At 64.7% G+C, this 25,647-nt stretch carries 29 protein-coding genes and 1 pseudogene; 12 read left to right on the forward strand and 18 right to left on the reverse strand.

What is annotated here, in order from left to right:
* Nucleotides 1–81: 81 nt before the first annotated feature.
* The 4 genes and pseudogenes from F8237_RS25310 to F8237_RS25325 form a co-directional block, all read right to left on the reverse strand.
* The gene (locus F8237_RS25310; protein ID WP_151648926.1) at nucleotides 82–1,071 is read right to left on the reverse strand and encodes a Bug family tripartite tricarboxylate transporter substrate binding protein; all 990 of its coding nucleotides are present in this window, start codon (nucleotides 1,069–1,071) and stop codon (nucleotides 82–84) included.
* A 319-nt stretch (nucleotides 1,072–1,390) separates the two neighbouring features.
* Entirely contained in the window at nucleotides 1,391–2,320 is a 930-nt protein-coding gene (locus F8237_RS25315) for a type 2 periplasmic-binding domain-containing protein (RefSeq protein ID WP_151648928.1), read from the reverse strand.
* Nucleotides 2,317–2,673 (reverse strand): c-type cytochrome, encoded by a 357-nt coding sequence (locus tag F8237_RS25320; protein ID WP_151648930.1) that lies wholly within the window; start codon nucleotides 2,671–2,673, stop codon nucleotides 2,317–2,319. Before F8237_RS25320 ends, F8237_RS25315 begins: the two co-directional genes overlap by 4 nt.
* Before the next feature lie 10 nt (nucleotides 2,674–2,683).
* Nucleotides 2,684–4,347: pseudogene (locus F8237_RS25325) on the reverse strand (methanol/ethanol family PQQ-dependent dehydrogenase).
* 334 nt (nucleotides 4,348–4,681) lie between these two features.
* On the opposite strand from F8237_RS25325, the gene F8237_RS25330 reads away from it, so the two are divergent.
* The 4 genes from F8237_RS25330 (at nucleotide 4,682) to F8237_RS25345 (ending at nucleotide 6,593) form a co-directional block, all read left to right on the forward strand.
* A complete protein-coding gene (locus F8237_RS25330) occupies nucleotides 4,682–5,074 on the forward strand; it encodes an EF-hand domain-containing protein (protein WP_151648932.1) in 393 nt (130 codons plus the stop codon).
* Nucleotides 5,075–5,245: 171 nt separating this feature from the next.
* Nucleotides 5,246–5,326: a pyrroloquinoline quinone precursor peptide PqqA gene (gene pqqA, locus F8237_RS25335; RefSeq protein ID WP_012029362.1), complete on the forward strand. Its 81-nt coding sequence runs from the start codon at nucleotides 5,246–5,248 to the stop codon at nucleotides 5,324–5,326.
* A 25-nt stretch (nucleotides 5,327–5,351) separates the two neighbouring features.
* Nucleotides 5,352–6,257 carry a hypothetical protein gene (locus F8237_RS25340; RefSeq protein ID WP_151648934.1) on the forward strand — a complete coding sequence of 302 codons (906 nt, stop codon included), beginning with the start codon at nucleotides 5,352–5,354 and terminating at the stop codon, nucleotides 6,255–6,257.
* A gap of 126 nt (nucleotides 6,258–6,383) precedes the next feature.
* Nucleotides 6,384–6,593: a hypothetical protein gene (locus F8237_RS25345; RefSeq protein ID WP_015684634.1), complete on the forward strand. Its 210-nt coding sequence runs from the start codon at nucleotides 6,384–6,386 to the stop codon at nucleotides 6,591–6,593.
* Between the two features lie 10 nt (nucleotides 6,594–6,603).
* Here F8237_RS25345 and F8237_RS25350 read toward each other — a convergent pair whose 3' ends face one another.
* Genes F8237_RS25350 through F8237_RS25365 form a run of 4 tightly spaced genes read right to left on the reverse strand, consistent with a single transcriptional unit; the run spans nucleotide 6,604 to nucleotide 9,426 of the window.
* Nucleotides 6,604–6,957, reverse strand: a complete 354-nt coding sequence (locus tag F8237_RS25350; protein ID WP_151648936.1) for a hypothetical protein — start codon at nucleotides 6,955–6,957, stop codon at nucleotides 6,604–6,606.
* 49 nt (nucleotides 6,958–7,006) lie between these two features.
* Nucleotides 7,007–7,717 (reverse strand): ABC transporter ATP-binding protein, encoded by a 711-nt coding sequence (locus tag F8237_RS25355; protein WP_151648938.1) that lies wholly within the window; start codon nucleotides 7,715–7,717, stop codon nucleotides 7,007–7,009.
* Complete coding sequence (locus F8237_RS25360; RefSeq protein WP_151648940.1) at nucleotides 7,707–8,444, reverse strand: ABC transporter permease; 738 nt, start codon at nucleotides 8,442–8,444, stop codon at nucleotides 7,707–7,709. Before F8237_RS25360 ends, F8237_RS25355 begins: the two co-directional genes overlap by 11 nt.
* Nucleotide 8,445: 1 nt before the next feature.
* Entirely contained in the window at nucleotides 8,446–9,426 is a 981-nt protein-coding gene (locus F8237_RS25365) for an ABC transporter substrate-binding protein (protein WP_374761589.1), read from the reverse strand.
* Between the two features lie 87 nt (nucleotides 9,427–9,513).
* On the opposite strand from F8237_RS25365, the gene F8237_RS25370 reads away from it, so the two are divergent.
* On the forward strand, nucleotides 9,514–9,873 hold the full coding sequence (locus tag F8237_RS25370; RefSeq protein WP_151648944.1) for a hypothetical protein: 360 nt from the start codon (nucleotides 9,514–9,516) through the stop codon (nucleotides 9,871–9,873).
* A 220-nt stretch (nucleotides 9,874–10,093) separates the two neighbouring features.
* On the opposite strand, the gene F8237_RS25375 is transcribed toward F8237_RS25370, so the two are convergent.
* Both F8237_RS25375 and F8237_RS25380 read right to left on the reverse strand, forming a co-directional pair.
* On the reverse strand, nucleotides 10,094–10,942 hold the full coding sequence (locus tag F8237_RS25375) for a quinoprotein dehydrogenase-associated SoxYZ-like carrier (protein WP_420837971.1): 849 nt from the start codon (nucleotides 10,940–10,942) through the stop codon (nucleotides 10,094–10,096).
* Between the two features lie 24 nt (nucleotides 10,943–10,966).
* Nucleotides 10,967–11,893, reverse strand: coding sequence for a quinoprotein relay system zinc metallohydrolase 2 (locus tag F8237_RS25380; RefSeq protein WP_151648946.1), 927 nt, complete (start codon nucleotides 11,891–11,893; stop codon nucleotides 10,967–10,969).
* Between the two features lie 128 nt (nucleotides 11,894–12,021).
* Here F8237_RS25380 and F8237_RS25385 point away from each other — a divergent pair, with 128 nt between their 5' ends.
* Nucleotides 12,022–12,903 (forward strand): substrate-binding domain-containing protein, encoded by an 882-nt coding sequence (locus F8237_RS25385; protein WP_151648948.1) that lies wholly within the window; start codon nucleotides 12,022–12,024, stop codon nucleotides 12,901–12,903.
* Entirely contained in the window at nucleotides 12,900–13,457 is a 558-nt protein-coding gene (locus F8237_RS25390) for a PQQ-dependent catabolism-associated CXXCW motif protein (protein ID WP_151648950.1), read from the forward strand. Before F8237_RS25385 ends, F8237_RS25390 begins: the two co-directional genes overlap by 4 nt.
* Nucleotides 13,458–13,555: 98 nt before the next feature.
* Here F8237_RS25390 and F8237_RS25395 read toward each other — a convergent pair whose 3' ends face one another.
* The 6 genes from F8237_RS25395 to F8237_RS25420 form a co-directional block, all read right to left on the reverse strand.
* On the reverse strand, nucleotides 13,556–13,855 hold the full coding sequence (locus F8237_RS25395) for a copper-binding protein (protein WP_151648952.1): 300 nt from the start codon (nucleotides 13,853–13,855) through the stop codon (nucleotides 13,556–13,558).
* 135 nt (nucleotides 13,856–13,990) lie between these two features.
* Nucleotides 13,991–14,605, reverse strand: coding sequence for a hypothetical protein (locus F8237_RS25400; RefSeq protein WP_151648953.1), 615 nt, complete (start codon nucleotides 14,603–14,605; stop codon nucleotides 13,991–13,993).
* Nucleotides 14,602–15,450: an ABC transporter permease gene (locus F8237_RS25405; protein WP_151648955.1), complete on the reverse strand. Its 849-nt coding sequence runs from the start codon at nucleotides 15,448–15,450 to the stop codon at nucleotides 14,602–14,604. The genes F8237_RS25400 and F8237_RS25405 overlap by 4 nt, the downstream gene beginning before the upstream one ends.
* Nucleotides 15,447–16,253: an ABC transporter ATP-binding protein gene (locus tag F8237_RS25410; RefSeq protein ID WP_151648957.1), complete on the reverse strand. Its 807-nt coding sequence runs from the start codon at nucleotides 16,251–16,253 to the stop codon at nucleotides 15,447–15,449. The genes F8237_RS25405 and F8237_RS25410 overlap by 4 nt, the downstream gene beginning before the upstream one ends.
* Nucleotides 16,250–17,242 (reverse strand): YVTN family beta-propeller repeat protein, encoded by a 993-nt coding sequence (locus F8237_RS25415; protein ID WP_151648959.1) that lies wholly within the window; start codon nucleotides 17,240–17,242, stop codon nucleotides 16,250–16,252. Before F8237_RS25415 ends, F8237_RS25410 begins: the two co-directional genes overlap by 4 nt.
* Complete coding sequence (locus tag F8237_RS25420) at nucleotides 17,227–18,438, reverse strand: ABC transporter substrate-binding protein (protein ID WP_151648961.1); 1,212 nt, start codon at nucleotides 18,436–18,438, stop codon at nucleotides 17,227–17,229. Before F8237_RS25420 ends, F8237_RS25415 begins: the two co-directional genes overlap by 16 nt.
* 120 nt (nucleotides 18,439–18,558) lie before the next feature.
* On the opposite strand from F8237_RS25420, the gene F8237_RS25425 reads away from it, so the two are divergent.
* Complete coding sequence (locus tag F8237_RS25425) at nucleotides 18,559–19,059, forward strand: DUF3280 domain-containing protein (protein ID WP_162006206.1); 501 nt, start codon at nucleotides 18,559–18,561, stop codon at nucleotides 19,057–19,059.
* 168 nt (nucleotides 19,060–19,227) lie between these two features.
* On the opposite strand, the gene fghA is transcribed toward F8237_RS25425, so the two are convergent.
* Nucleotides 19,228–20,073 (reverse strand): S-formylglutathione hydrolase, encoded by an 846-nt coding sequence (fghA, locus tag F8237_RS25430; RefSeq protein WP_151648965.1) that lies wholly within the window; start codon nucleotides 20,071–20,073, stop codon nucleotides 19,228–19,230.
* A 76-nt stretch (nucleotides 20,074–20,149) separates the two neighbouring features.
* Nucleotides 20,150–20,770, reverse strand: coding sequence for a response regulator (locus tag F8237_RS25435; protein ID WP_151648967.1), 621 nt, complete (start codon nucleotides 20,768–20,770; stop codon nucleotides 20,150–20,152).
* A gap of 193 nt (nucleotides 20,771–20,963) precedes the next feature.
* Between F8237_RS25435 and F8237_RS25440 the strand changes: the two genes are divergently transcribed.
* From F8237_RS25440 to F8237_RS36130, 4 genes are all read left to right on the forward strand, one after another.
* Nucleotides 20,964–22,316: a histidine kinase gene (locus F8237_RS25440; RefSeq protein ID WP_162006207.1), complete on the forward strand. Its 1,353-nt coding sequence runs from the start codon at nucleotides 20,964–20,966 to the stop codon at nucleotides 22,314–22,316.
* A 164-nt stretch (nucleotides 22,317–22,480) separates the two neighbouring features.
* Entirely contained in the window at nucleotides 22,481–24,931 is a 2,451-nt protein-coding gene (locus F8237_RS25445) for a TonB-dependent receptor (RefSeq protein ID WP_201280150.1), read from the forward strand.
* Between the two features lie 137 nt (nucleotides 24,932–25,068).
* Complete coding sequence (locus tag F8237_RS36125; protein ID WP_162006208.1) at nucleotides 25,069–25,368, forward strand: hypothetical protein; 300 nt, start codon at nucleotides 25,069–25,071, stop codon at nucleotides 25,366–25,368.
* Complete coding sequence (locus tag F8237_RS36130; protein ID WP_162006209.1) at nucleotides 25,365–25,598, forward strand: hypothetical protein; 234 nt, start codon at nucleotides 25,365–25,367, stop codon at nucleotides 25,596–25,598. Before F8237_RS36125 ends, F8237_RS36130 begins: the two co-directional genes overlap by 4 nt.
* The last annotated feature ends 49 nt before the right edge of the window (nucleotides 25,599–25,647 follow it).

The following is a 25,647-nucleotide window of genomic DNA, read 5'->3' on the forward strand; positions in this document are numbered from 1 at the left end:
TGTAATTGCGTTTCCGACACGGCTTTGGTCGGATGTTGTGCGGCGCAGCGGAAGATTACCCGCCGCGTCGTGCCCGAAAGTTCAGGCCGGCTCGAGGCCGAGCGACTTCGCGCTCTCGATCCAGATCGGCAGCTCGCGCTGATACAGTGCGTTGGTCTCCTTGAAGCCGACCGCCGGCTCGAGCACGAAGGTTGCCAGAACCTCCTTCACTTTCGGATCGCTGTTTGCGGCGACGCAGAGCTCGGCCAGGCGGTCGACGACCGTTTGCGGCGTCGCCTTCGGGACCGCCCAGCCGGAGAAGCCGCTCACGGAGAAGAATTTCGACGTCGCACCCTGCTCGGGGAGGGTCTTGATGGCGGGGATCGCATCGACCTTCTTCGAATGCACCCCGAACACGGTGCCGCGGTCGCTCTGCAGGACCGATTGCGCCGCAGTGTAGCTGCCCATCGCGGCGTCGAGCGTGCCTTCCAGCATGCCCGTCCACATCGGAGCTTCGCCGCGGTAGTGGACCGGCTCGATGTTGAGGCCGTATTGCTTGTTGAGCTCGTTGATCGTCATGTGCGGAGCGGAGCCCGCGCTGTAGGTGCCGAAATTCACCTTGCCGCTCTTGCGGGCGAAGGCGACGAAATCCTCCAGCGTCTTGACGCCGGTCTTGGGGTTCGCGATCAGCAGGAGGCCTGCGCCCGGAATGACGCTGACCAGCGTCAGATTCTTATCCATGTCGTAGCCGGGATTCTTCATGACCACGCGGTTCATGATGTAGGTGGTCGAGATCGAGCACAGCATGGTGTGGCCGTCGGGCTCGGCGCGGGCGACCTCCGCCGTGCCGATCGCACCGGAGGCCCCGGGCTTGTTCTCGACGACGACGGTCTTGCCGATCTGCTTGGAGATGAATTCGCCATAGGCGCGCGCGAGCAGATCAGTCTGTCCGCCGGCGGGATAGCTGCAAATCATGCGAATCTGCCGCGACGGCCAGCTGCCTTGCGCCGAGGCGCCGCGCGCAACGAATGGCATCGCGAGTGCAGTGGTACCGGCGGCGATGAAGTGGCGACGGTTGAAGTTTACGGACATGATTCCCTCCTGATTTTGGCCGAACCTACTGCATCAGGCTGGCGCCGCCATGGGTGGGAGGCGAGACACATTGGCGCATTCGAATGGACGCACCCGTGCCCAATCGTGCGTCATCCGGACGATTGCACCTTTCGCATCACACGCAGCCGCCGCTCCGTACTCCGTCATTGCGAGCGCAGCGAAGCAATCCAGAATCTTTCCGGGGAGGGGCTCTGGATTGCTTCGCTGCGCTCGTAATAACGGCGTTGATGCAGTTGCGCGAAGACTTGGGTCTCGTACCCCGGCCTGAGCGCAGCCAGCGCGTCCGGGACGTGAGGCATCACCGCTGAATGATCTTCATCCAGACGTCGCCGAGGATCGCCGGCTCGCGCGGCGGCAGATAGGTGAGGCCGGCCTGCTTGCCGAATTCGGCGATCTTGCCCTCGGCGGCAAGCGCTGTCAGGGCCTTGTTGACAGCCTCGATCAGTGCGCCGTCGCCAGTGAGCCCGACATAACCGCGATTGGCGCCGATCGGGTAGTAGTAGCCGGAAGGCGTGATCGTCGTGTCCGGATGCGCGGCGCGATGGGCGTCGAAGCGGCCAAGGTCGATCAGCGTCGCGTCATGATCACCGCGGGCCAGCGCGCCGAGCAGGTCGTCGCGGCCGGGAACCAGATGCGTGATGCTATCGATCAGGCGTCCCTTGTCGAACGTCATCAGGATGGCGTCGCCCAGCGATCCGCTCTCGATCACGAGGCGAAGGCCGGCGAGATCGCCGATGCCGCCGATCTTGCGCCCCTGCGCCTTGGGCCCGAGCACGACCGTCATCGGCGAATAGACGTAGGGCTGGCTCGGCGCGAGCACGCCGAGCGCGACGCGGCGCCGCCGGTCGTCGCGCGTGGCGCCGGCGAAATCCGGCAAACGCGCCGTCTTCATGCCGGGCTTGACCAGGGAATCCGTCGTCAACGCGTAGCCGCCGACCAGCGAGCAGCGCCCGTCGGACAGCAGCGCATTGGCTTCGAGCTGCGGGCTCGAATCCTCGTCCAGTCTGCTCTCGAACCACTGGATCTTCAGCGGTCGCCCCATCCGCTCCGCGATCGCCTGCGCCAGCAACACGTCGAAGCCGGAGTCCGGCTTGCCTTTCTGGTGCATGGAGAGCGGTGGCCGATCCTCGTCGAGGCAGATCTTCAGCGGATCGTCGGCCGCGTGGCCGGCCGTCGCCGCCGCCGCGAGGATCGCGGCCATGCCCCATGCGGCGAGCCAGTGCTTCATGGCTTCCTCCGACTCGAGATGAACGCCCAGAGATTCCCGATCTCGTCGTCGCTGAGAATGTCGGCCCAGGGCGGCATCTTGTTGTTCTTGCCGTTCTTCACCGTGGTGACGAAGCGCGTCCTGTCGTCGGGGAAGGTGCGCAGGTCCGGCGTGATGGTGCCGGGGTTCAGCATGTTGGGGCCGTGGCAGTGCGAGCATTTTTCGGCATAGGTCGACTTGCCGTGGTCGATCTGCGCCTGCACCGGATTGCCGGTTGAATCGTCCGCGGCGCGAACGGTCGCCGCAAGCGCGACCGTCAGCACCGCGACGGTGGCGATGACCGCCACCGTCTTGAGAGAGACCTCTTTCAGCATCGTGCCGTGGCTATTGCTTCACCGCAAACACCCACAGCGAGCCGCCGGGGGGCACGTTGGCAAGCCGCTCGTCGCCGGAGAACAGCGAGTACACGCCGCCATAACCGCTGGTGACCGCGACATACTGCACGCCGTCCTGCTGCCACGTTACCGGTTGCCCCTCGATGCCGGAGCCGGTCTGGAACTGCCAGAGCTTCTTGCCGGTGTCGGCATCGAAGGCCTCGAACTCGCCGGTCAGCGCGCCCGAGAACACGACGCCGCCCGCGGTCGACAGCACGCCGGAGAAGCGCGGGATGTCGCTCGGCGCTTCCCATTTCGACTTGCCGGTCATGGGATCGATCGCCTTGAGATGACCGCGCGGGCCGTCACCCCACTCCCAGAGATCGGTGAGGTCCATGCCGAGATACCATTCACCCTGCTTGAAGGTGACGGGCTCGGTCTTGTACCGGCCGCCGAAGGAGAGTGTGTTGGCATAGGCAAGGCCAGTCTGCGGATTGAACGACATCGGCTCCCAGTTCTTGCCGCCGAGGATCGACGGATAGACCGTGACCTTCTTGCCCTCGCGCGCATCCTTCGAAACATCGGTCTCGATCGGCCGCCCGGTCTTCATGTCGATGCCGGTCGCCCAGTTCACCTTCACGTAGGGATTGGCCGCGAGCAGCTTTCCGTTGGTGCGGTCGAGCACGTAGAAGAAGCCGTTGCGGTTGGCGTCCATCAGCACCTTGGTCGGCTTGCCCTCGACATTCATGTCGGCGAGAACCATCTCGGCCACGCTGTCATAGTCGAACGGATTGTTCGGCGAGAACTGGTAGTGCCACTTGATCTTGCCGGTCTTGGGATCCATCGCCAGCACGGAGCAGGTGTAGAGATTGTCGCCGGGGCGCACCGCCGAATTGAACGGGCCGGGATTGCCGATGCCCCAATAGACCGTATTCAGCTCGGGATCGTAGGACCCTGTGATCCAGGTCGAGCCGCCGCCGAGCTTCCAGGTGTCGCCTTTCCAGGTGTCGCCGCCGGGCTCGTCGGGCGAGGGGATCGAATGGGTGCGCCACAGATGCTTGCCTGTTGCCGGATCCCAGCCGTCGATGAAGCCGCGGGTGCCGAACTCGGCGCCGGAGATGCCGGTGATGACGACGCCGTCCGCGACCAGCGGGGCCACCGTCATCGAATAGCCTTCCTTGATGTCGGCGGCCTTCTGCCGCCACAGCTCCTTGCCGTTCTTGGCATCGAGCGCGATCACGTTGGCATCCAGCGTGGTGCGGAACACCTTGCCGTCGTAGAGCGCGGCGCCGCGATTGATGATGCCGCAGCAGACGATGCGGGGGTCTCGGCGGGATATTCGATCTTGGATTTCCAGATCTGCTTGCCGGTCTTGGCGTCCACCGCCATGGTGGCGTTGTGCGACGTCACATAGATCACGCCTTGGTACACCAGCGGCTGCGATTCCTCGCTGCGATCGTCATTGAAGCTGTAGTTCCAGACCGGGACGAGGTTCTTGACGGTGTCCTTGTTGACCTGGTTCAGGGTCGAGAAGCGCTGGAGATTGTAGCCCATCCCGTAGTTGAGAACGTTCGATGTATCGGTCGCACCCTTGACCAGCTGCTCGGTGGTCTGGGCATTTGCATACGCTGATGCAAGCATGACGAGGCTCGCGGCCGTCGCAAAGCGTTTCATCCGTTCCTCCCAATATGCGCGCCTTTTGACGCTGCGGGTGCAACACTCCGCCCGAATGCAAAACCCGTCAATACGAAAGTCGAACGCGCGCTGCCGATATGTTGGACGCCAGATGCCAGGGTGCACGCGGTAATCTTCGAAGGAATTTGCTCGTCTTGCGCGAATGCGCTGCATCAATTTCCATCGTGCGACGATTGATGCGATGCGAGAGTCGCCCGCGACCGGGTTCGGTGTCTTCCGGCGCCTCGCAATTCCGGCTTGAACCGGCACCTGCTTGCGGACTTATGTTGAGCAGGTCCCGTTCGAATCGGGGCCCATGGTCAGGGAGGTCAAAATGATATCGCGTCGCTCAGTTGCGCTTGCGCTCACGATCGCAGTGCTGTCCGGTCCGGCCTGGTCGGCCTCCGGCGCTGCGGTGAAGATGTTCGATACCGACAATGACGGCACGCTCGATCTTGCCGAGGTCAAGAAGGCAGCGGCCGCGTTGTTCGCCAGGCTCGATCCCGATCACGATGGAACGCTGGACGCACGCGAGTTGCGCGGACGGTTAACGGCGAAAGAACTCGCCGCCGCGGATCCCGATCGCGACGGCACACTCACGCTCGACGAATATCTGTCCGTCGTGGAGCAGCGCTTCAACGCGGCGAATCTCGACAAGGACGGAGCGCTGGATGCGAAGGAGCTGAACTCGCGCGCCGGCCGCGCGCTTCTGCGATTGTTGCGCTGAGAGCAACCGCGCTTGACTGGGAGCGAAGGCGGTTTGCCCGAGAGGGAAATTCGCAAGCGCATTGCGACAGTTCGCAGTATCAGCGGTTCGATTCCAACTTGCGCTGCACTTGAGGCAGCCCTAGGTTTCGCCCGGCGCGATTGTCGCGCCCAATATCCTTGGGAGACCCGAATGGCCTGGAAAGCTCCGAAGATCGTGGAAGTGCCGGTCGGCATGGAAATCAACATGTACGCCTGCGCTGCGCGCAAGTAAGACTGACGAACCTGCCGCGGCTTCGGTGGCGAACGCCATTGAAGCCGTGGTAGTGTTCATGATGCGCGTTGGAGCCCACACAATCTGGACGGCGGTTGCATGCACGCTCGCGCTTGCACCGGCATGTGTCCGCGCCGAAGAGGGCTTCGATACCGAACACATCTTCGGCTTCATGATCGGCACCGATGTCGGAAATCCCGGCGAGCGCGAATTCCAGACTGAGACGACGGGGCGATTCGGCAAGGGGAGCGGCACCTATCGCGCGCTCGCGCAGGAGGTCGAAATCGAGGTCGTCCCGCTGCCGAACTTCCGCATCGAGCTTGGCGGCACGGCCACGCTGCACGACATCACCGGCGTCCCCGATATCGGCGATCGCCGCCAGTTCAACTTCCAGGGCGCCTCGCTCGATTTGCGCTATCGCCTGCTCGACCGCGAGCGCGCGCCGTTCGGTTTGACCGTCGCCGCCGACCTTCATGGCGATCGCATCGATGAAACCTCCGGTGCAAAAGGGCGGATGTACGGCACCGATTTCACCCTCGCCTTCGACCGCGAGTTGATCCCGAATTTCGCCATCGGCGCGCTCAACCTGATCTATCAGCCGGAATGGGCGCGCTTCGAGGTGGCGGGTGTGTCCGAGAAGAGCTCGACCATCGGCGCCGCCTTCGCCGGCCTGGTGCGCGTCCGCCCCAATCTGCTGCTCGGCGGCGAGATGCGCTATTTCCGGCAATACGAGGGCATCGGTCTCGGCGAGTTCGCGGGGCAGGCGCTGTTCGTGGGGCCGACCGCTTACGTCCAGCTCTCCGATCGATCGCGGCTCACCATGAGCTGGAGCATGCAGGCCTGGGGCCGCCCGGCCGGATCGGCCGGCAATCTCGACCTCGTCAATTTCGAGCGGCACCAGGCGCGGCTGATATTCGGGGTGAATTTCTAGCGCATAAGATCGTCATGGCCGGAACAAGCCCGGCCATGACGAGGCTGCGGCGTTTTTGAAACTTCCCACTCCTCCGGACGTATCTCTTTGTGCTAATCTCCATCGCCCCCGCGAGAGGATCCCGGCATGAACCCGATCGACCTGGTGGTGACTGTGTGTGCAGTGCTCTCGCCTGCGACCTGCGAGGAGCAGCATCTGGTGTTCAACTTTGCGGGGTCGCCGACGCAATGCGCCATGGCCGCGCCGCCCTATATCGCGCAATGGGTCGGCGACCATCCGAAGTGGCAGGCGGTGCGCTGGCGCTGCGAATATCCGCACCCGAACGATAAGGCGTGAGGCGCCTTCCTTACTTCGTGCAGTCCTTCAGATCCTTGTCGGCGATCGAGAACACCGCGTCCGCCTTGATCTCGATGTCACGGACGACGCACTGCCGTGAATTGGGATAGCTGACCCTGGCGTCATAGCGGCCGGGCTCGACGCCGGTGATGCGCAGCCGCTCGTCGTGGTCGACCTCCTTGTCCTTGTCGTTCAGGCACTGGTTCGGACCCCAGTCGGTCCTGCCGGCGGGCGAGAGCTGGAAGCCGGAGATCGTCTCCGTCGTCAGGTTCCAGAGCCGGATGCCTTTGCCCTTGGCCTGCGCGAGCGCCGCGCCCGGCATCGCAACCAACAGGATGCCGACCGCAATCAGCGTACGCCGCATGGTGAAACCTCCCTCGACAATTTCCTTTGGCTCAGTTGACCACGAGATTTCATTTCGATTCAAGCTGCAAGGCCGCGAGCTCGGCCCTGATCCTTGCGATCTCCGCCTCGGTACGCTCAGCGCGCGGAATGCCGATCGGCACTTCCTGCACGATACGGGCCGGGCGTGGTGACAGGACAAACAGACGGTCGCCGAGGCGGATCGCATCGTCGAGGCTGTGGGTGACGAGCAGCGTCATCACCGGGCGGCTTGCGACCAGCGTCGCGATCTCGTCACGCAGGCGGCCGGCGAGCGCGTCGTCGAGCGAGGCGAGGGGCTCGTCGAGCACGAGCAGATCGGGCTCGACCGCAAAAGCGCGGGCAAGTGCGACGCGGCGGGCAAGACCCAGCGACAATTCGCCGGGAAAGTGGCAGCGATGCGCCTCCAGCTCGAGAATTCTGAACAGCTCCGACAGCTTGGCGTCCGTGACGTCAGGCGCAGCCAGCCGCACATTCTGCTCGACCGAGCGCCAAGGCAGCAGCCGCGGCTCCTGGAACACCATGCCGATCCGCGCCTCCGGCGGCCGCGCGATATGCCCGGCGAAATCGCGGTCGAGCCCGAGGATGATGCGCAGCATCGTGCTCTTGCCGCAACCTGAGGGGCCGATCAGCACGCCGACCTCGCCGGATTGGAGCGCGAACTTGACCGGCGCCAGCACCTCGTGCGTTCCGCCCGCGGCATTGTTGAACGTCTTGCCTGTGATCTCGACCTCAAGCCGCACGGGGCCGCCACCGGGTTGCGCGGGCTTCGAACGGCTGCACCAGCAAGGTTTCGATCACGAGCACGACGGCGGCGAAGGTCAGCGAATAGGCCAGCAGCCGCGGCGTGTCGAACAGCTGGAAGGCGACGCCGATCTCGAATCCGACCCCGTTCGGCCGTCCCAGCAGTTCGGCGACCAGCACGATCTTCCATACCAGCGACAGCCCGGAGCGGGCGGAGGCTGCGATATAGGGGGCCAGTTGCGGCAGCACGACATGGCGAAAGGCGCGCCAGCGCGGCATTGCGAACACGGTCGCCATCTCGTCGAGCGAACGGTCGAGCGTGCGCGTGCCCTCACGCAGGGTGACGATGGCGGTCGGCAGCTTGTTGATGGCAATCGCCGCGATCGCGGCCGCTTCAGTCAGCCCGGCCCAGATATAGGCGAGCACGATCACGACCAGCGCCGGCAGGTTCAGCAGCAGGATCAGCCAGGGATCGCCGAGCCGGTCGGCGAGCTTCACTCGCCCCATCAGGTAGCCGATCGCGCTGCCCAGCGACATCGCCAGCACGAAGGCGAGGATGACGCGCGCCAGCGTCGCGCCGAGATGCAGGAACAGGGCGCCGCTCGATGCCTCCGCGATCATCACCTGGAGCACGGCGGGCGGCGAGGGCAGTTTCGCGCCGCCGACGAACAGGGCGGCGGTCCACCAGATCGCGAGCAGCAGGGCAAACGAGAGGAGACGCAGCACCTCAGTCTCCGGGGGCTGCGTGATAGAAGGTGCCGGGATCGAACTCGGCCGCAGGGCCGACGAGATCACGGCCGCCGATCTCGGCCAGCACGCGATAGAGCACGCGCGCGTCGACCTCTTCGTCAGTGATGCTCCGGCGCGGAATGCCGTCGCGATAGCGGTCGCGGTAGGTCCTGAGCAGGGTGGCATCGCTGGTGCCGGTGAGCGGGGCGATTCTGTCCCAGGCGGCATCCGAGCTGATCAGCAGCTGCTTGGCCTTCCGGGTCATCGCGATGAAGCGTGCCACGGCATCGCGATGGCTCGCCGCCCAATTTTCGTCGAAGACATAGCCGACCGCGGAGACCGCGCCCTTGGCGCCGAGCTTCGGCAGGATGTCCTCGATGCCGGCGAGGCGGCGAAAACCCTTGGCCTCGAGCTGCGCACAGAAATTCCAGAAGTTCAGGCTCGCATCCATCTCGCCGTCGAGCGCCTTGGCGGCGATCAGAGGCGGCGCGCCATAGACGATGCTCGCATCGGATTTCAGGTCGATGCCGTCCTGCTTCATCCGGGCCTGCAGCAGCAGCCAGCTTTTGTCGATGGGGCCGCCGCCGATGCCGAGCTTGCGGCCCTTCAGGTCGGCCAGCGTCTTGATCGGCGACGTCGCCGGCACCATCACCGCGCCGAGCGCGCTGGAATAGGGATAGAAGGTCAGCCTGGCGCCGAGCGCGCGCTCGCGCGACACCCACAGCCAGTCGGACAGGATGATGTCGGCACTGCCGGCGCGCAGCGCGATCTTGCCGGCTTCGGGGCTGGCGAGCTCGGTGACGTCGAGCGAAAGGTCGGCCTCCTTGTCGAGCCCGGCGCTGCGGATCGCGGCCAATTCCCAGGAGAATGTTCCGGTTTTCTGCACCGCAAGGCGGATCGTATCCGCCGCGTGGCCCGCTGCGACCTGTATCAGCGCCAGGATCGTCGCAAGCGCCAATGTTCGACCAAGAAGTCTCATCACCTTGTGAGCCGTTTCCTCAGATAGAGTGCTTTTCAGGACAATACGCATAGCATAGCTTTCGTCGCAACCTGTGGGAGGACGCGGATGAATCTGGCGGGACAGCTACGACCGATTGTCGCCGCATTGGCGGTGCTGGCTGCGACTGTGTGCGCGGTGCGGGCCGAGGAGGCCAATGATTATCCGACCTCGGCGCGCGCCGAATATGTCTATGGCTGCATGAAGGCCAACGGCGAGTCGCGGCAGTCGATCGAGCAATGTTCCTGTTCGATCGACGTGGTGGCTTCGATCGTCTCTTATGAACGATATGTCACTGCCGAGACGGCGCTGAGCATGGCCCAGGTCCGCGGCAATCTCGGCGTCCAGTTCCGCACCTCGGAGCAGGCGAACTCGGCGGTGAACGACTTGCGGCGGGCGCAAGCGGAAGCCGAGGTGAGGTGTTTTTGACGCTTTCTTCCTTCTCCCCTTGTGGGAGAAGGTGGCGCGAAGCGCCGGATGAGGGGTATGTCTCCACGAATGCTATCGCAAGAGAGTAGCTCGCGGAGACAAACCCCTCACCCAAGCGGATTTTTGTCTACCAGCGGTGCTGCCCTCTCCCACAAGGGGCGAGGGCACAGCCATCCGCACCGCGTTACGCGTTTGACGTTGAAGCGGAAGAGATCGCCCCTCACGTTCCCGGCTTCTCCACATCCCATTCGTTGCGGAACACGTGCCCGTCCGTGTCCTTTGCCTCCGCGCGGAATCGCTTGGCGCCGTTGGAGACATAGGTGAAGCGCAGATTGGGATCTTCCGAGATCGAGATGCCGCCATTCATCGACAGCACCGGGCTGTCGTCCTGCGTCAGCTTCAGCTGGTTGACGAAGAAGGCGGGAATATAGAGCTGCGTGACCTGGTCCATCTGCAGGCCGGAATTGTTGGGATGGCCGATCATGATCTGCGCCTCGCGGATTCGGCTCGCCGGAATGTCCTCGCGTGCGAATTGCCGGTAGCGCATCTGGCCAAGCCTGTTGTTGGCTTCCTCGGCGTTCTTTCCTGCCGGTGCCGAGCAGCCGCCCGAGGCTTTCACATAGACTTTCGAGACATAGAGCTGGCCGTCGGTGAGTTCGGCCACCGCATGGACGTCGGTGTAGTTGTTGACGCGCACGCGCGTCGAGATTTCGGTGACGTTGGCGTCAGGCCCAAGCTCGAACTTCGCCGCCATCGGTGCCGGGTTGCGGTCGATCACCAGCGTGATCGAGCGGATGCGGCGGCTGTCGGCGGGTGAGAGCTTGCTGCGCAGGGTCACGGGTACGATGGCCGCATCCTCGGCGCGAGTGGGCATCTCGATGCCGATGACATCGGCGCCGTCTTTGATCGGACGGTTGTTGAAAATATCCTGCACCAGGCCCGGCCAGGGATCGTAGGCCTCTTCAGCCTGCGCCGGCACAGCGAAGGCGATGCCGAGCAAGGCGGCGATCAGGGCAGGCGGCGTGTGCATCCCGGCATGGTCATGGTCCCCGGAGTCAGCGAAGCTCATCTTCCGGCCAGCGTAGCGCGTTCGCTACTCCCATTCAATTTCCGAGAATGCTGCGGTTGCGTTGCGGGCGTTGTAGTCGTCGAACAGCTGCCAGTGCGGCCGTTCCGTGGCGGCCGCCTTGTCCGCCGCGGTCCGGATCGGCTCGCCCGCCTTGTTCGACGCCCGCACGTCTGCCAGCAGCGTGGTGAGATAACGCCGTTCGTCGGCGAGCGCGGCAGGCCAGTCGCTCACAGGCCCGTGACCGGGGACCACGCGCAATGCCGGAATCCTCTCGAGTTCCCCGAGCGTGCCGAGCCAGCCGCGAATGCTGCCGTCCATCACCGGAACGTGGCGGAGAAAAACCAGGTCGCCCGCGAACAGCGTCTTGCTCGTCTCGTCGAGCACCGTCAGGTCGTTGTCGCTGTGCGCGGCCGGCCAGGTCCGCAAGGTCAGGCGGCGCGATCCGAGATCGAGCGTCATCGTGTCCTTGACGAGTATTGTGGGCGGCACGATCTTCACGGGATCGATCAGCTCACGGCCCATGATGCGTCTGAAATTATCGAGATAATACGGCCCCCGCGTCGCCAGCGCCTGCGGCAGCTTGCCGTTGCCGACGAAGCTTGTTCCGTCCGCAACGAAGGCCGCGTTGCCGAAGACATGGTCCGGATGGCCGTGGGTGTTGATGACGTAGCGGATCGGCTTGCTGGTGCGGGCTCGCACGGCGGCGAGGAGCCTCTCGCCCTCGCGAAAACTGCCGCCGGTGTCGATCACGGCGACCGCGTCGTCGCCGACGATGAAGCCGACATTGGCGATGTCGCCCTCATTCTCGCGCGTCATCAGCGCGATGGTCCCGGAGTGTACGAAGATTCCCGGTGCGACTTCGCTCACAGGCAATTCGGCTGCCGTGACGCGTGCTACCGTCGAGAGACCCAGCAGGGCCGAGGCTGCGATCACGAGAGCGATGCGAGACATTTTTTCGCCTCAGTTCAAGGGGGCCGCCGCGCTGCACTGCAGCACGACAAGCCAACACAAAGTTTGGCAGAACATGGTGCATCCTGCGTTGCACGGATAGCATTCGATCTAAAGATGGAGGAAGCGCGATGACGGAGGCCGGGCGACATCGTCGCTGGTTGTTTTCACTGGGGATCCTGGTTGCGTCCTGCGTGCTCGGCGAGGTCGCCATGGCGCAGACCAAGGACAGCGGCGACCTCTCGTTCGAGCTGGTCGACCCGAATGTTTTGCGCGTCTGCGCCGATCCGCGCAATCTGCCGTTTTCCAATGAGAAGGGCGAGGGGTTCGAGAACAAGCTCGCCGAGTTTCTTGCAGGCAAGCTCGGCAAGAAGCTCGACTACGTGTTCTTTCCGCAGGCGACCGGCTTCGTGCGCATGACGCTCGGCGCGCATCGCTGCGACGTCATCATGGGCTTTCCGCAAGGCGACGACCTCGTGCAGGGCACCAATCCCTACTACCGCACGTCCTACGCGCTGGTCGCGAAGGCCGGCAGCGGGCTCGAGGACGTCGACACGCTCGAGGATGCGAAGTTGAAGGGCAAGCATGTCGGCATCGTCGCCGGAACGCCGCCGGCGACCAACATGGCGCTGGCCGGCCTGATGGGCGACGCAAAACCCTATCCGCTGATGATCGACACACGCTTCGACAATTCGGCGCAGGCGATGATCGACGACCTCGTCGCCGGCAAGATCGATGCCGGTGTGCTGTGGGGGCCGATGGCGGGCTTCTATGCGAAGAAGGCCGGATCGCTGCACGTCACGCCGCTGGTGAAGGAGCCCTCCGGACCGAAGCTGGTCTACCGCATCGGCATGGGTGTGCGTCCGGCCGACCAGAACTGGAAGCGGCAGCTCAACAAGCTGATCCAGGAGAACCAGGGCGAGATCAACAAGATCCTGGCCGAGTTCGGCGTGCCGTTGCTGGACGAGAGCGACCGACCGCTTGGCGCGGAGACGGCCAAGAAGGCACCATGAGGCGGCATCTTGCCGTTGTGCTCGTCGCCGCCATGCTGGCGGCGCCGGCATTCGCGCAGCAACAGGAGCCGTTCGAGCCCGAGGGCTATCGCACCGACAATTACCGCGCGCCAGTACCGGCGACGCTTGCCGGCGCGCGCGTACTGACGACCGCGGAGGCCGAAGCGATCTGGCGCGGAAAGGGCGGCATTTTCATCGACGTGCTGCCGCGTCCGCCGAAGCCGAAGAACCTGCCTGAAGGCACAGTTTGGCGCGACATGCCGCGCAAGAGCATTCCGGGCAGTCTCTGGCTGCCGGATACCGGCTACGGTACGTTGCCGCTGGCGATGGACGATTATTTTCGCCGAGGCCTTGCGAAGGCGTCGCGCAGCGACAAGGCCGCGCTGCTCGTGATCTATTGCCTCGCCGATTGCTGGATGTCCTGGAACGCCGCAAAGCGCGCGCTGGCCTACGGCTATTCAGACATCGCGTGGTATCCCGATGGCACCGACGGCTGGGAGCGCGCGAAACTTCCCACCGAGGAGGCGCAGCCGGAACCGCGGCCCGATCAGTAGGAGGATCGTCATGCCCGGGCTTGTCCCGGGCATCCACTTTCTTCGTGTCGCGTGGTTAGGCTTGGATGGCCGGGACAAGCCCGGCCATGACGCGGTGTCTACTGCTTCTGCAACTTCGTCAGCGTGCCCGAGCCGTTGGTGTCCGTCGCCGAGTACGTCACCCGGTCGCCGGCGTGGACGGCGTCCAGCATCGCGGCGTCCTTCGCCTTGAACTCCTGCAGCGCGCCGGCGCCGCCGGCGCTGCCGCCGACCGTGCCCTTCTGTGTCTGCTGGATCGAGATCGTGCTGTTGAGCCGATCGATCCGCGAGACCACTCCGGTCATGTCATCGGCAAAAGCGCTGGATGCGGCCATGGCAATGACCGCTGCGCCTGCGAGGATGAATTTTGCTGTTCCCATCGAGGCCTCCCGGCGTTCGAGATTCACTTCGACAAGCCATCCTAGAGCGAATTGGTTCCGGCTGATAGCGCGGCAAGGTTAACGATCGCGTTGGGATCGCGGGAACTTTTCGGCGAGCCGTCAGCAAGCCTGACGTTATTCCATCTCCTGCTGGATCACACGTCCCAGCGCGAACAGGCGCTGGTCGATCGCGGTCGGAACCTCGCAGACGAACCGCACCACCTTGCTGCGGTCCTCGAAAATGCGGGTCTTCCAGATCAGCTCGTTGCTGAGCGCCTCGACCTTGGCGTCGTCGCGCGGCGTTGCGCCCTGGAGGGTCTGGAGCTGGATCGCTTCCTCGCGGATCTTGTCGGCGGCTTCGCGCTGCTTGCTGCTGACGCGTTCGAGCCCGTTCATCACCTGGGAGCGCTGGGCGTTGAGCGTGTCGAACAGGCCGGCGAACAGCAGTTTTGCATTCGCGGTCTTGTCGGCGGCGGAACCCGTCAGAAATTCCTTCACCGACTTCTCGGCTTCGTCCATCGGCGTCTTGCGCGCCGACAGCTTTGCGACCAGCGCGGTGACCCTGGCATCGTCCTTCCATTTGGTCTCGGCTTCGTCGAGCGGGGGACCGGCCCAGACGGCGGCGAGCGAGATCTCCGGCACCTTGGCTTGCGTGCAGGGCCAGTTGGGATAGCGCGGATCGGCCGCGCGCGCAGCCGTGCTCGTGACGGTGAGTGCCAAAGCGACCAAGGCCAGAACCCGAACGATCATCCTTCGCCTCCCGCGGGGCCTCGCCGCGCCAGCCCCCGCGAGGGATCATAGGCGTAGATCGCGGCGATCATGAAGACGATTGTGCAGCCCGCCACCACCGCCAGCGAGATCCAGTTGATTTGCCCGTAAAATGCAAAACGGATCAGCTCGACCGCATGGGTGAACGGATTGGCCTCGCAGAGATAATAGAGATAGGGGCTGCCCTCCTGCACCCGCCAGAGCGGGTAGAGCGCGGAGGAGGCGAAGAACATCGGGAAGATCACGAAGTTCATCACGCCGGCGAAGTTCTCGAGCTGCTTGATGCCCGAGGAGATCAGCATGCCGAGCGAGCCCAGCATCAACCCGGACAGGATCAGCGCCGGCAGCACGGTGAGATAGCCCGACGGCGGCGGGGTGATGTCCCAGAACCAGGCGATCAAGAGGAACGCATAGACCTGGAGCAGCGACACCGCGGTGCCCGCGAGCAGCTTGCAGAACAGCAGGAAGCCGCGCGGCAGCGGGCTCACCAGCAGCGTGCGCATGTTGCCCATCTCGCGGTCGTAGACCATCGAGAGCGAGGATTGCATGCCGTTGAAGAGCTGGATCATCGCCATCAGCCCCGGCGCGATATAGACCTCGTAGAGGATGTAGGTCTCGTAAGGCGGGATGATGGAGATGCCGAGCACCTGCCGGAAGCCGGCGGCGAAGATGAACAGCCAGACCAGCGGCCGCACCAGCGCGGAGACGAAGCGCTCCCGCTGATGCAGGAAGCGCAACCCCTCGCGCCAGACGATGCCGGTCAGGCAGGTCATGTACTCCTGGAACGAGAAGCCGCGCGGCGCATCGCGCGTGGTGATGCTGCTCATGCGCCGCCTCCCGGCATCGTTTGCGCGCCGGTCAGGCGCATGAAGGCGGTATTGACGTCCTGCGCGCCGGCTTCCGCAATGACCCGGCTCATCGGCCCCTGCGCCAGCACCTTGCCCTGGTGCAGCACCACGAGATCGTCGCCCGCCATGATCTCGTCGAACAGATGCGTGGCCCAGAGCACGCCGATGCCTTGCTCGGTGACGAGCTGGCGGACATGGCTGATGATGTCAGCGCGGGCCTTGACGTCGAGGCCGACGGTCGGCTCGTCCAGCAGCAGCAATCGCGGCCGGTGCAGTAGCGCCCGGGCGATCTCCAGCCGCCGCATCTGGCCGCCGGAGAGATCGCGTACCTTGCTGGCGGCGCGATCGGCAAGCCCGATGCGTTCGAGCAGCTCGGCGCTGCGCGCGGCGGCCTCGCGGCGGCTGATGCCGTGCAGGGCTGCGTGATAGAGCAGGTTCTGCGTCAGCGACAGGTCGAGATCGAGCGTGCGCGGCTGGAACACGACCCCGAGCAGGCGCAGCGCCTCACCCGGGCTCTTGCTGACGTCGTGACCGAAGATGGAGACGCGGCCGGTCTGGATGCCGAACAGCCGCGTGATCAGCGAGAACAGTGTGCTCTTGCCGGCGCCGTTGAGGCCGAGCAGCGCGGTGAAGCTCGCAGGCTGCACGTTGAAGGACACGTCCATCAATGCACGGCGCGGGCCATAGGCGTGGCTGACGCCGTCGATCGACAGCGCCGGCATCGCCGCCGGATCCGGCCTCGGCGCGTCGCGTGGTTCGGCGATGGGGGCGGGGCTGGTCATGGCGCGATCGCGATGCCCCAGGGCAGTTCGCCCACTTGAATGGTCTTGATCACCTTCTGCGCGGCGACGTCGATGACGGAGACGTCGTTGGAGACGCCGTTGGTGGTGAGCAGATATTTCTCGTCCGGCGTGAACGCCATGTGCCAGACGCGCTGGCCCACCAGCAGGTATTTCGTCACCTTGCGCGTGGCGACATCGACCACGGCAATGCGGTTGGCGGGGCCGAGTGCGACGAACGCGGTCTTGTCGTCCCGGGTCATGCCGATGCCGACCGGCTGGATCGCCTCTTTCCTCAACCCCGGAATCTCGAAATTGACCTTGCCGATCACCTCATGCTTTTTGGGGTCGATGATCGAGACCGTGCCGCCGATCTCCGAGGACACCCACACTTCGGACGCGTCGTGCTTGAACTCGGCAAAGCGCGGCCGCGCGTCGACCAGCACGTTGGCGACGATCTGGCGTGTCGACGTGTCGATGAAATGCGCCATGTTGGTCGTCTCGGACGTGTTGATCAGAATCTTGCCATCGGGGCTGATGGTCATGCCCTCCGGCTCGACGCCGACCTGGATGTCGCCGAGGCGGGTGCGCTTCTCCAGGTCGATCACGGTGACCGTATTGTCGTTCTCGTTGGCGACGTAGAGAACTTTTCCCGCCGCATCCTGGGCGAACAGCTCCGGGTCGGGGCCGGAGGGCAGGCTGTCCACCACTCCTTGCGTCTTCGCATCGATCACCTGGATGGTGTCGTCGTCGCCGACGGCGACCATCACGAACTTGCCGTCACGCGTAAAGTCGATGCCGCGCGGGCGCTGGCCGACCTTGATCGTTTTTGTCACCGTCCAGCTGTCGGTGTCGATCACCGAGACCGTGTTGCTCTTCTCGTTCGAGACATAGGCGATGAACGCGTGCGCGGGCGCTGCCGCCAGCGCCAGTCCGGAGAGAAGCCCAACACGCCACATGCGCAACATCTGCGTCCTCACTTCAATTTGCATTTGCTCTCCGGGCGATCGTAGCCGAGCGTGTCGAGCTCGGAGACCTGGTGCAGGAAACCTTCCTGCGGCGACACCGACACCACCATGCGGCCGTCTACCAGCAGGATGGGCTGGCGCAATTGCAGGTTCCAGTCGCGTAGCGTCAGCTTCGTGCCCTTGAAGGCGGCAACCGAAAAGTCCGGACCCTTGATGAAGTCGGTAACCTTCTTGACGTCGCCGGAATTGGTGCGCGAGGTGGCCTCGCCGATCATGCGCACCGCCGTCCAGGCCTGCATGTCGAGCGCGGTCATCCGCCGTGAATTGAGCTTGATGAAGCGGTTCTGCATCTGGATTGCGCCCCACTGATCCTGCGATGCGTCCCAACTGCGCGGCACGAGGCCTGCCGAGCCCGCGACGGGGCGCGGATCCCAGGTCCGATACGGCAGATACGCGCCGAACACCTCGCTCTCGTCGGCGGCGACCAGCACGTCGTAGGCGGGCGCGCCTTGCGTGAACACCGGCATCTGCCGCTGGATCAGCGTCACGCCGCTGTCGGTGCGCCGCGCGCCGCCCTTGTCCTCGAAGCTCTTCTCCTGCACGATCTTGGCGCCGAACCGCGTGGCGGCGCGCCTCAGCGCGTCCGCAAACAGTCTGTCCTCGTCGTGTGAGCCGACCACCAGCAGCCAGCGCTTCCATTGCTTCCACACCAGGTACTGGCCGAGCGCGTCGGCCAGCATCGCGCGCGTCGGCGCGGTATGGACGACATTGGCACGGCAATCGGCCTCGCGCAGCCGCTCGTCGATGGCACCGGCATTGAACAGCAGCGTGCCGCGGTCGCGCAGGGCGTCCGAGACCTTCAGCAGCGCATCCGCCGGCAGGTCGGCGATGATGAAGCCGTTGCGCGCGGCGAGGTCGGTTGCGGCCTGCACCGCATCCTCGCCCTCCCTGATGCGGCGCTCCTCCAGCGAGAAGCGCTGGCCCAGGAACTTTCCGGTGGTGTTGTTGTCCTCGATCGCGAGGCGCGCGCCGGCGACGCCGTCATTGTCCGCGGGCTGTTCGACCAGCGACAGCGCCGATCGGGTGCCGGCGACACCGAGATAGCCGACGCCGATCTGGACAGGCTCCGCCGCGAGCGCGCTCGTTGCGGCAAGACTTAGGCCTATAAGACTTAGTCCTATAAGAATCCTGCCGATCAGGCCGATCCACCATCGGATCATGCTTCCTCCGTAGGCTCCCCGGCTTGACCGCCGGTGGAGAATTGTTTCTGCTGAAGCATGACCGATTTGTCAGGGCATGCAACCCCGCATTTCGTCCTCGCGCGGACTGGAATCACGATCATGCGAGCGCTGATATGTTTCGCAGCTTTGCTGTTGACGGGCTCGGCCGCGCTCGCCGATCCGCCAAAGCTCGCGGTGTTCGATTTCGAGTTGATCGACACCAGCCTGCCCGGCGAGTTCTACGGATCCAAGCCGGAGGAGGCGCGGCTCGTGCTCATCGGCGAGCAGCTGCGCAAGGAGCTGGCTGACTCGGGCCGGTTCCAGATGCTCGACATCGCGCCGGTCAGGGATGCCGCCCGTCACGCGAACTTGCAGGCCTGCGGTGGCTGCGATCTCAAGCTGGCGGGGGAGTTGGGTGCGGATCTCGAGATCACCGGCATGGTGCAGAAGGTCTCGAACCTGATCATCAACCTCAACATCTACCTGCGCGACGTGAAGACCGGCACCATGATCGCAGCCGCCAGCGCCGACATGCGCGGCAACACCGATGAGGCCTGGACGCGCACCATGAGCTACCTGATCCGCAACCGGCTGCTGGCGCCGAATTACGGCAAGCCGTGAGGTCGCTCTTTCCCTCTCCCCTTGTGGGAGAGGGTGGCTCGCCGCAAAGCGGCGAGACGGGTGAGGGGTATCTCTCCGCGAGTCAAATTCTCACTGAAGTCATGGGAACAACCCCTCATCCGGCGCTTCACGCCACCTTCTCCCACAAGGGGAGAAGGGAAAAAGCCATCACCCCTTCAATCTCTCCGCATGCCAGTGCAGGTGATCGCCCATGAAGGTCGAGATGAAATAATAGCTATGGTCGTAGCCCGGCTGGCGCCGCAGCGTCAGCGGGATGCTGGCCTTGCTGCAGGCGGCCTCCAGCAGTTCGGGGCGCAGTTGCTCCTTCAGGAAATTGTCGGCATCGCCGACGTCGACCAGGAAGCCGGAATACTTCGCACCGTCCTCGATCAGCGCCACCGTGTCGTGGTTGCGCCAGGCGTCCTTGTTCGGCCCGAGATAGCCGGTCAGCGCCTTGATTCCCCACGGCACCTGCGAGGGCGCCACGATCGGCGCGAAGGCGCTGGCGGCACGATAGCGGTGTGGATTGCGCAGCGCGACCGTCAGCGCGCCGTGGCCGCCCATCGAATGGCCCATCACCGATTGCCGCCTGGCATCGACCGGGAAAGTCTCGGCGACGAGTTTTGGCAATTCGTCGGTGACGTAGCTCCACATGCGGTAATTGCGTGCGAACGGCTCCTGCGTCGCATCGACATAGAAGCCGGCCCCTAAGCCGAAATCATAGGCATTGTTGGCGTCGCCTGGCACGTCCGGCCCGCGCGGTGAGGTGTCGGGCGCGACGAAGATCAGGCCGAGCTCGGCGCAGGCTTTGCGGAATTCACCCTTCTCGGTGACGTTGGCGTGCGTGCAGGTGAGGCCGGAGAGGTACCAGACCACGGGAAGCTTGGCGCCGGCTGCATGCGGAGGCACATAGACCGAGAACACCATGTCGGTTCCGGTCGCCTGGCTGGCATGGCGATAGACGCCCTGCACGCCGCCGTAGGATGTGTTGGTCGAGACAGTCTGGATCGTCATGCCGAAATGCTCCGTGGCGTCAAACCACATCAGGATTGCAACGCTTGTGTGACCGAATTCGTGGCGGCGGGTCTCGTCAGGCGACGCCGCTGTCGATCGCCAACCGCACCAGCTCGACCGAGGTCTTCACGCCGAGCTTCTGTCGCATGATCGAGGAGGTGTTGGCGACCGTCTTGTAGGACGATTGCACCAGCCAGGCGATCTCGGACAGGCTCTTTCCGGCGCTGAGCAGCCGCAAGATCTCCATCTCGCGCGCGTTCAGCTTCGACAACGGGCTCTGCGCCAGCGTGGGTCCCGCAAAGGCGATGCTGCGCGCGATTGCGGTGGGCAGATAGGTACCGCCGCCGCCGACGGCGCGGATCGCCTCGACGAGGTCGTCGGGGTCGCCGGTCTTGGAGACGTAGCCCTTGGCGCCGCATTCGATCGCGCGCGCGGCGAAGGCCGGATCGTCGTTCATGCTGAACATGATGATGCGGGCGTCCGGAGCGCGCTCGAGGATGCGGCGCGCCAGCTCGAAGCCGGAGACGGTCGGCAGGTTGATGTCGATGATGCAGAGGTCGGGGCGCTCGACGATGAAGACGCCTTCGCCGTCCTCGGCGTCGGCGGCCTCCAGAATCTCGATCTCGCCCTCGTCTGCCAGCACGGCTCGGCAGCCGGAGGCGACGATGGGATGATCGTCGACGATCAGAATGCGCATGGGCGTTCCCCGTGACAGCTCCGGCCTGTTTTGCGCCGCATGAGGCCGAACGAGACGGACACAGCTGTCTAATGTCGGGTCATGCAACCCGGCCGGGATTGCTGTACGCTTTCGATTAGATATCGGGCGCTTCGCCTCTGTCAACGTCATCGGACAGGCGCGGGCCCATCTTGGCGGGGCACGGGCGACATCCATGTGGCAAAATCTATCCTTGCGCGCGCGCATCAACCTGCTGCTGGCGCTGCTGCTGGCCCTGGGGCTCGCGGTCAATATCGGCCGCCAGGTCGCGGAAGCAGGTCCCCGCGTGCAGGCCGAGGACCAGAGCGTGATCCGGCTGGCGCGCGAGTTCATCGAGATGATCGTGGCCGATCTGAACGAGGCGCCGGATCCGGATGCGCGGTTGAACCAGATCGCGCGCGATCTCAGCCGCCTGCGCCATGTCAGCATTGCCCTGAAGGATTCCGGCGGGAACCCGCTGACGCCGCCGCGGACCGATGCCGACGACGACATGCGCGGGCCGCCGACATGGTTCGTCAGCCTGGTCCATCCCGAGCAGACCGCAGTCAGCGTGCCCGTCGCGATCCATGGCAAGCCTGGCTCGCTGGTGATCACCTCGCATCCCAACGACGAGATCGCCGAGATCTGGGACGGCATCGTGACCCAGCTCGAGGTCGGTTCGGTGATCGCGCTCGCGCTGTTCCTGGTGATGATGAATGTGGTCGGCCGCGCGCTCGCCCCGCTGCAGTCACTGGCGCAAATGATGGCCGAGCTCGAAGACGGACGCTATCAGGCGCGCATCGCGCCGGGCGGCGCGCCGGAGCTGGCCGCGATCTGCACCAGGCTCAACCATCTTGCGGCGACGCTCGGCGAGGCGGTCGAGGACAAGCGGCGCCTCGCCGAGCGCACCGTGTCGCTTCAGGACGTCGAGCGCAAGGAGATCGCGCGCGAGCTGCACGACGAGTTCGGGCCGTACCTGTTCTCGCTCCGTGCCCATGCCAGCGCGCTGGCGAAGCAGGCGGACGGACGCGTGCCGAGTGCGGACGCCGTGCGAAAACACGGCAGCGCCATGCTGGAGCAGATCAACGCGCTGCAGCAGTTCACCCGACGCGTGCTGCAGCGCCTCCGGCCCGTCGGCCTTGCCGAGCTCGGCCTCGGGCAGGCGCTGGAATCGCTGTCGCGGCTGTGGCGGGAGTCGCATCCCGACGTCACGATCGAGACTACGATCTCGCCCGCGCTTGGCGTCACCGGCGAGACGGCCGACCTCACCATCTACCGCATCGTGCAGGAGGCCCTCACCAACGCGTTCCGCCACGCCGGCGCGACCTCGATCAACGTCGTGATCGAGCCGGTGGAACAGACGGGCGGCCGTGGCTGCGCCCGGGTCCGGGTCAGCGACAATGGCCGCGGCATGGAGCCGGGGCATAAGCTCGGCTTCGGTCTCGTCGGCATGCGCGAGCGAATTCTGGCGCTGGGCGGCACGCTCAATGTCATCTCCGGCGAAGGCGGCTTGACCGTGGAAGCGCTGGTTCCGACCGCGGCGGCCTGATCGCGCCCGATGTGATCGGGAAGAATTCCCGATTTGATCGGGAAAACGGGTGCGGATATCGCCTGACCTTTTGTGGCTGGTGCGTGCGCTGCTGCCGACTACACTCGTCCTCAACCAAACGGCGAACGTCAAAACAGCCGGTGGTCACGGATGGGAAGGCAGGGATGGGCAATCGTCTTTGGGTGAAGCGTCGTTTGTTGATGGCCTCGGTGTCGACGGGGCTGCTGTCGGGGGTGATCATCGCGGGGCCGGCCGGGGCCGCGCAGGACGAGCCCACCAACGTTCAGAACCTGCCCGCAATCGAAGTGGTCGCGCCGCAGCCGACCGCACGACGCACGCCGTCGCGAACGCCGGCGCGTTCCGCCAGCTCGGCGAAGCCGAACAACAGGCTCTACGTCTATCCGACCTCGCCGGGCACCGGCCGCGGCCTCGAAGTCGACAAGGTTCCGTCAGCCATCAACGCCGTCGATGCCAACCAGATCAAGCGCACCGGCTCGCTGAACGTCACCGACGCGCTGCGCGACAACATCGCCGGCGTCAACATCACCGAAGTCACCGGCAATCCGTTCCAGCCGGATGTCGAATTCCGTGGCTTCGTCGCCTCGCCGGTGACGGGCACGCCGCAAGGTCTCGCGGTGTACCAGAACGGCGTCCGCGTCAACGAGGCCTTCTCGGATGCCGTCAACTGGGACCTGATCCCCACCGCGGCGATCCGGTCGGTCACGCTGGTGACCAACAATCCCGCCTTCGGCCTCAATGCGCTGGGCGGCGCCATCAACCTGCAGATGAAGGACGGCTTCACCTATCAAGGTGCCGAGCTCGACGTCATGGGCGGCTCGTTCGGCCGCATGCAGGGCTCGGCGCAATGGGGCAAGCAGGTCGACAAGAACTACGGCGTCTACGCCGCGCTCGAAGGCCTGCACGACAGCGGTTTCCGCAATTTCTCCCAATCGGACGTGCGGCGCTTCTACGGCGATGTCGGCTACAAGGCCGGTGACAGCGAATTCCACGCCAATATGGGTCTCGCCAAGAACGATTTCGGCGCCAGCGCCACCGTCCCGGCCGAGCTGCTCGACAAATATTGGGGCGCGACCTACACGACACCGCAGACCACGAGCAATCGCGTCGGCTATCTCAACCTGACCGAAAAAGTCGAGGCGACGCCGACCTGGACGCTCGAAGGCACCGCCCATGTGCGCAGGTACGAGCAGAAGCTGGTCGACGGTAATCCGACCAGCGTGCAGGAGTGCGCCATCGCAGGGCTCCTGTGCTTCGGCGACGATACGACGCCGGCCAATGGCACCAACGGCTTGCAGCTTGGTAATCCGTTCGCCACGGGGACCATCCTCGGCGAGATCGATCGCAGCTCGATACGATCGACCACCTTCGGCGTGTCAGGGCAGGCCACCAACACCGATCAACTGTTCGGCCATGACAACCGCTTCGTGATGGGTGCGACCTATGACGCCAGCGTCACGCGCTACAACGCCACCGCCGAAATCGGCACGATGGGCGAGAACTATGTCGTCAGCGGCCGCGGCGTCTTCCTGGGCGCCACCGGCTCACCGGATCCTGTTGCCGGTCCCGTCTCGCTGCGGACCGTCAACCAATATAACGGCCTGTATGCGATGGACACGTTCAACGTCACGGATGCCTTCGCCGTCACGGGCGGCGGTCGTTTCAACGTGGCGCGTATTTCGCTGGAGGATCAGCTCGGCACGGCGCTCAACGGTGACCACACCTTCACCCGCTTCAATCCGGTGATCGGCGGCACCTACAAGATCACGCCGGAGCTCACCGCCTATGCCGGCTATTCCGAGGCCAACCGGGTGCCGACGCCGCTCGAGCTCGGCTGCTCCGATCCAGCCCGTCCTTGTCTCCTCGCCGCGTTTCTCGTCTCCGACCCGCCCCTGAAGCAGGTGGTCTCCAAGACCGTCGAGGCCGGCTTGCGCGGCACAAAGGAGCTGAACATCGGCTCGCTCGGGTGGAAGATCGGCGGCTTCCGCGCCACCAACTACGACGACATCGTCGCCATCCCCGTTCCCGGCCGCACCGGCTTTGGTTATTTCTCCAATGTCGGCCGGACCCGACGGCAAGGGCTCGAGGCCGAGGTCAACATCAAGTCGTCGACGCTGCAATTCCAGGCGAGCTACGCCTTCGTCGACGCGCGTTTCCTCGACGCCTTGACCATCGGTTCGAACAGCCCGTTCGCCGATGGCGGCAACATCCAGGTCTCGCCCGGCAACCAGATCCCCGCGATCCCGCGGCACCGCGTCAAGGTCGGCGTCGACTATGCCGTGACCGATGTCTGGAAGGTCGGCGGCAACGCGATCTTCGTCTCCAGCCAGTATCTGGTCGGCGACGAGTCCAACCAATATGCGAAGCTGCCGTCCTACACGGTGTTCAATCTCCACACCTCCTACCAGGTGATGAAGAACCTCCAGGTCTACGGCCGCGTCGACAACGTCTTCGACAAGCGCTACGCGACCTACGGACAGTTCTTCGACCGCGGCGCCTTGCCCAACTTCACCACCGGCGCCGACTTCAACGATCCGCGCTCGCTCAGCCCGGCAAGGCCGAGGGCGTTTTATGCGGGGATGCGGGTGACGTTCTGAACCCGGCGCGGCGAGGCTGACGCAATCTCTCGCCGGACCCGTGATGCGGTGTCAGGACGCTCCCGTTCTACCTTAAGCCGATTGACTAAATGTTCATGATTTGTTCTTATGCTGGTCGTCCAGCCAGGGAGCCAGCCATGGACAACCGCATCAATGAAATCCGCAGAATCATCAAGGCGTTACGTGTGAGTATGCGTGAGGCCGAAGCCATCATGCATGAACAGATCAACCGGGACGAGGACTGCACGTTCGTGGCCGGGGAGGTCATGAAGATGCGCAACGTGATGAGCGGGCTCGTCCGGGAGCGGGCCGCCCTCGGTGATACCGACCCGATTGTCGTCGCCAGCCTCTTCATTCCCCGCCGGCGACCGACGCCGCCGCGTGTCCATGTCGAGAAGCGCCGTCTCGTCCCGCCGCGAGAGGTGGCACGGGCATGAAAGGAGAGAAGCCGACCTACTTCTCCGACATGCAGGAGCCGCCGGAATTCCTGAAGGCTCTCGATCATGCGCGGCGCCTGTCCTGCTACGAGGGCTGGTGCCGGATGCACATCGAGGCCATTCAGGTCGCGATCGACCAATACGCTGAAGCGGCGCTCGGCAATCGCGAATTCTTCCTCAACAAGCCGCACAGCATCGGCGGCAGTCGCAGGACCGGCGACGTGCCGTGACATCGGAGACCGTGTCGATAATGAATTGAGCGAACGTCGTTCGCGTTGA

The organism is Bradyrhizobium betae (assembly GCF_008932115.1).
GTDB lineage: Bacteria > Pseudomonadota > Alphaproteobacteria > Rhizobiales > Xanthobacteraceae > Bradyrhizobium > Bradyrhizobium betae.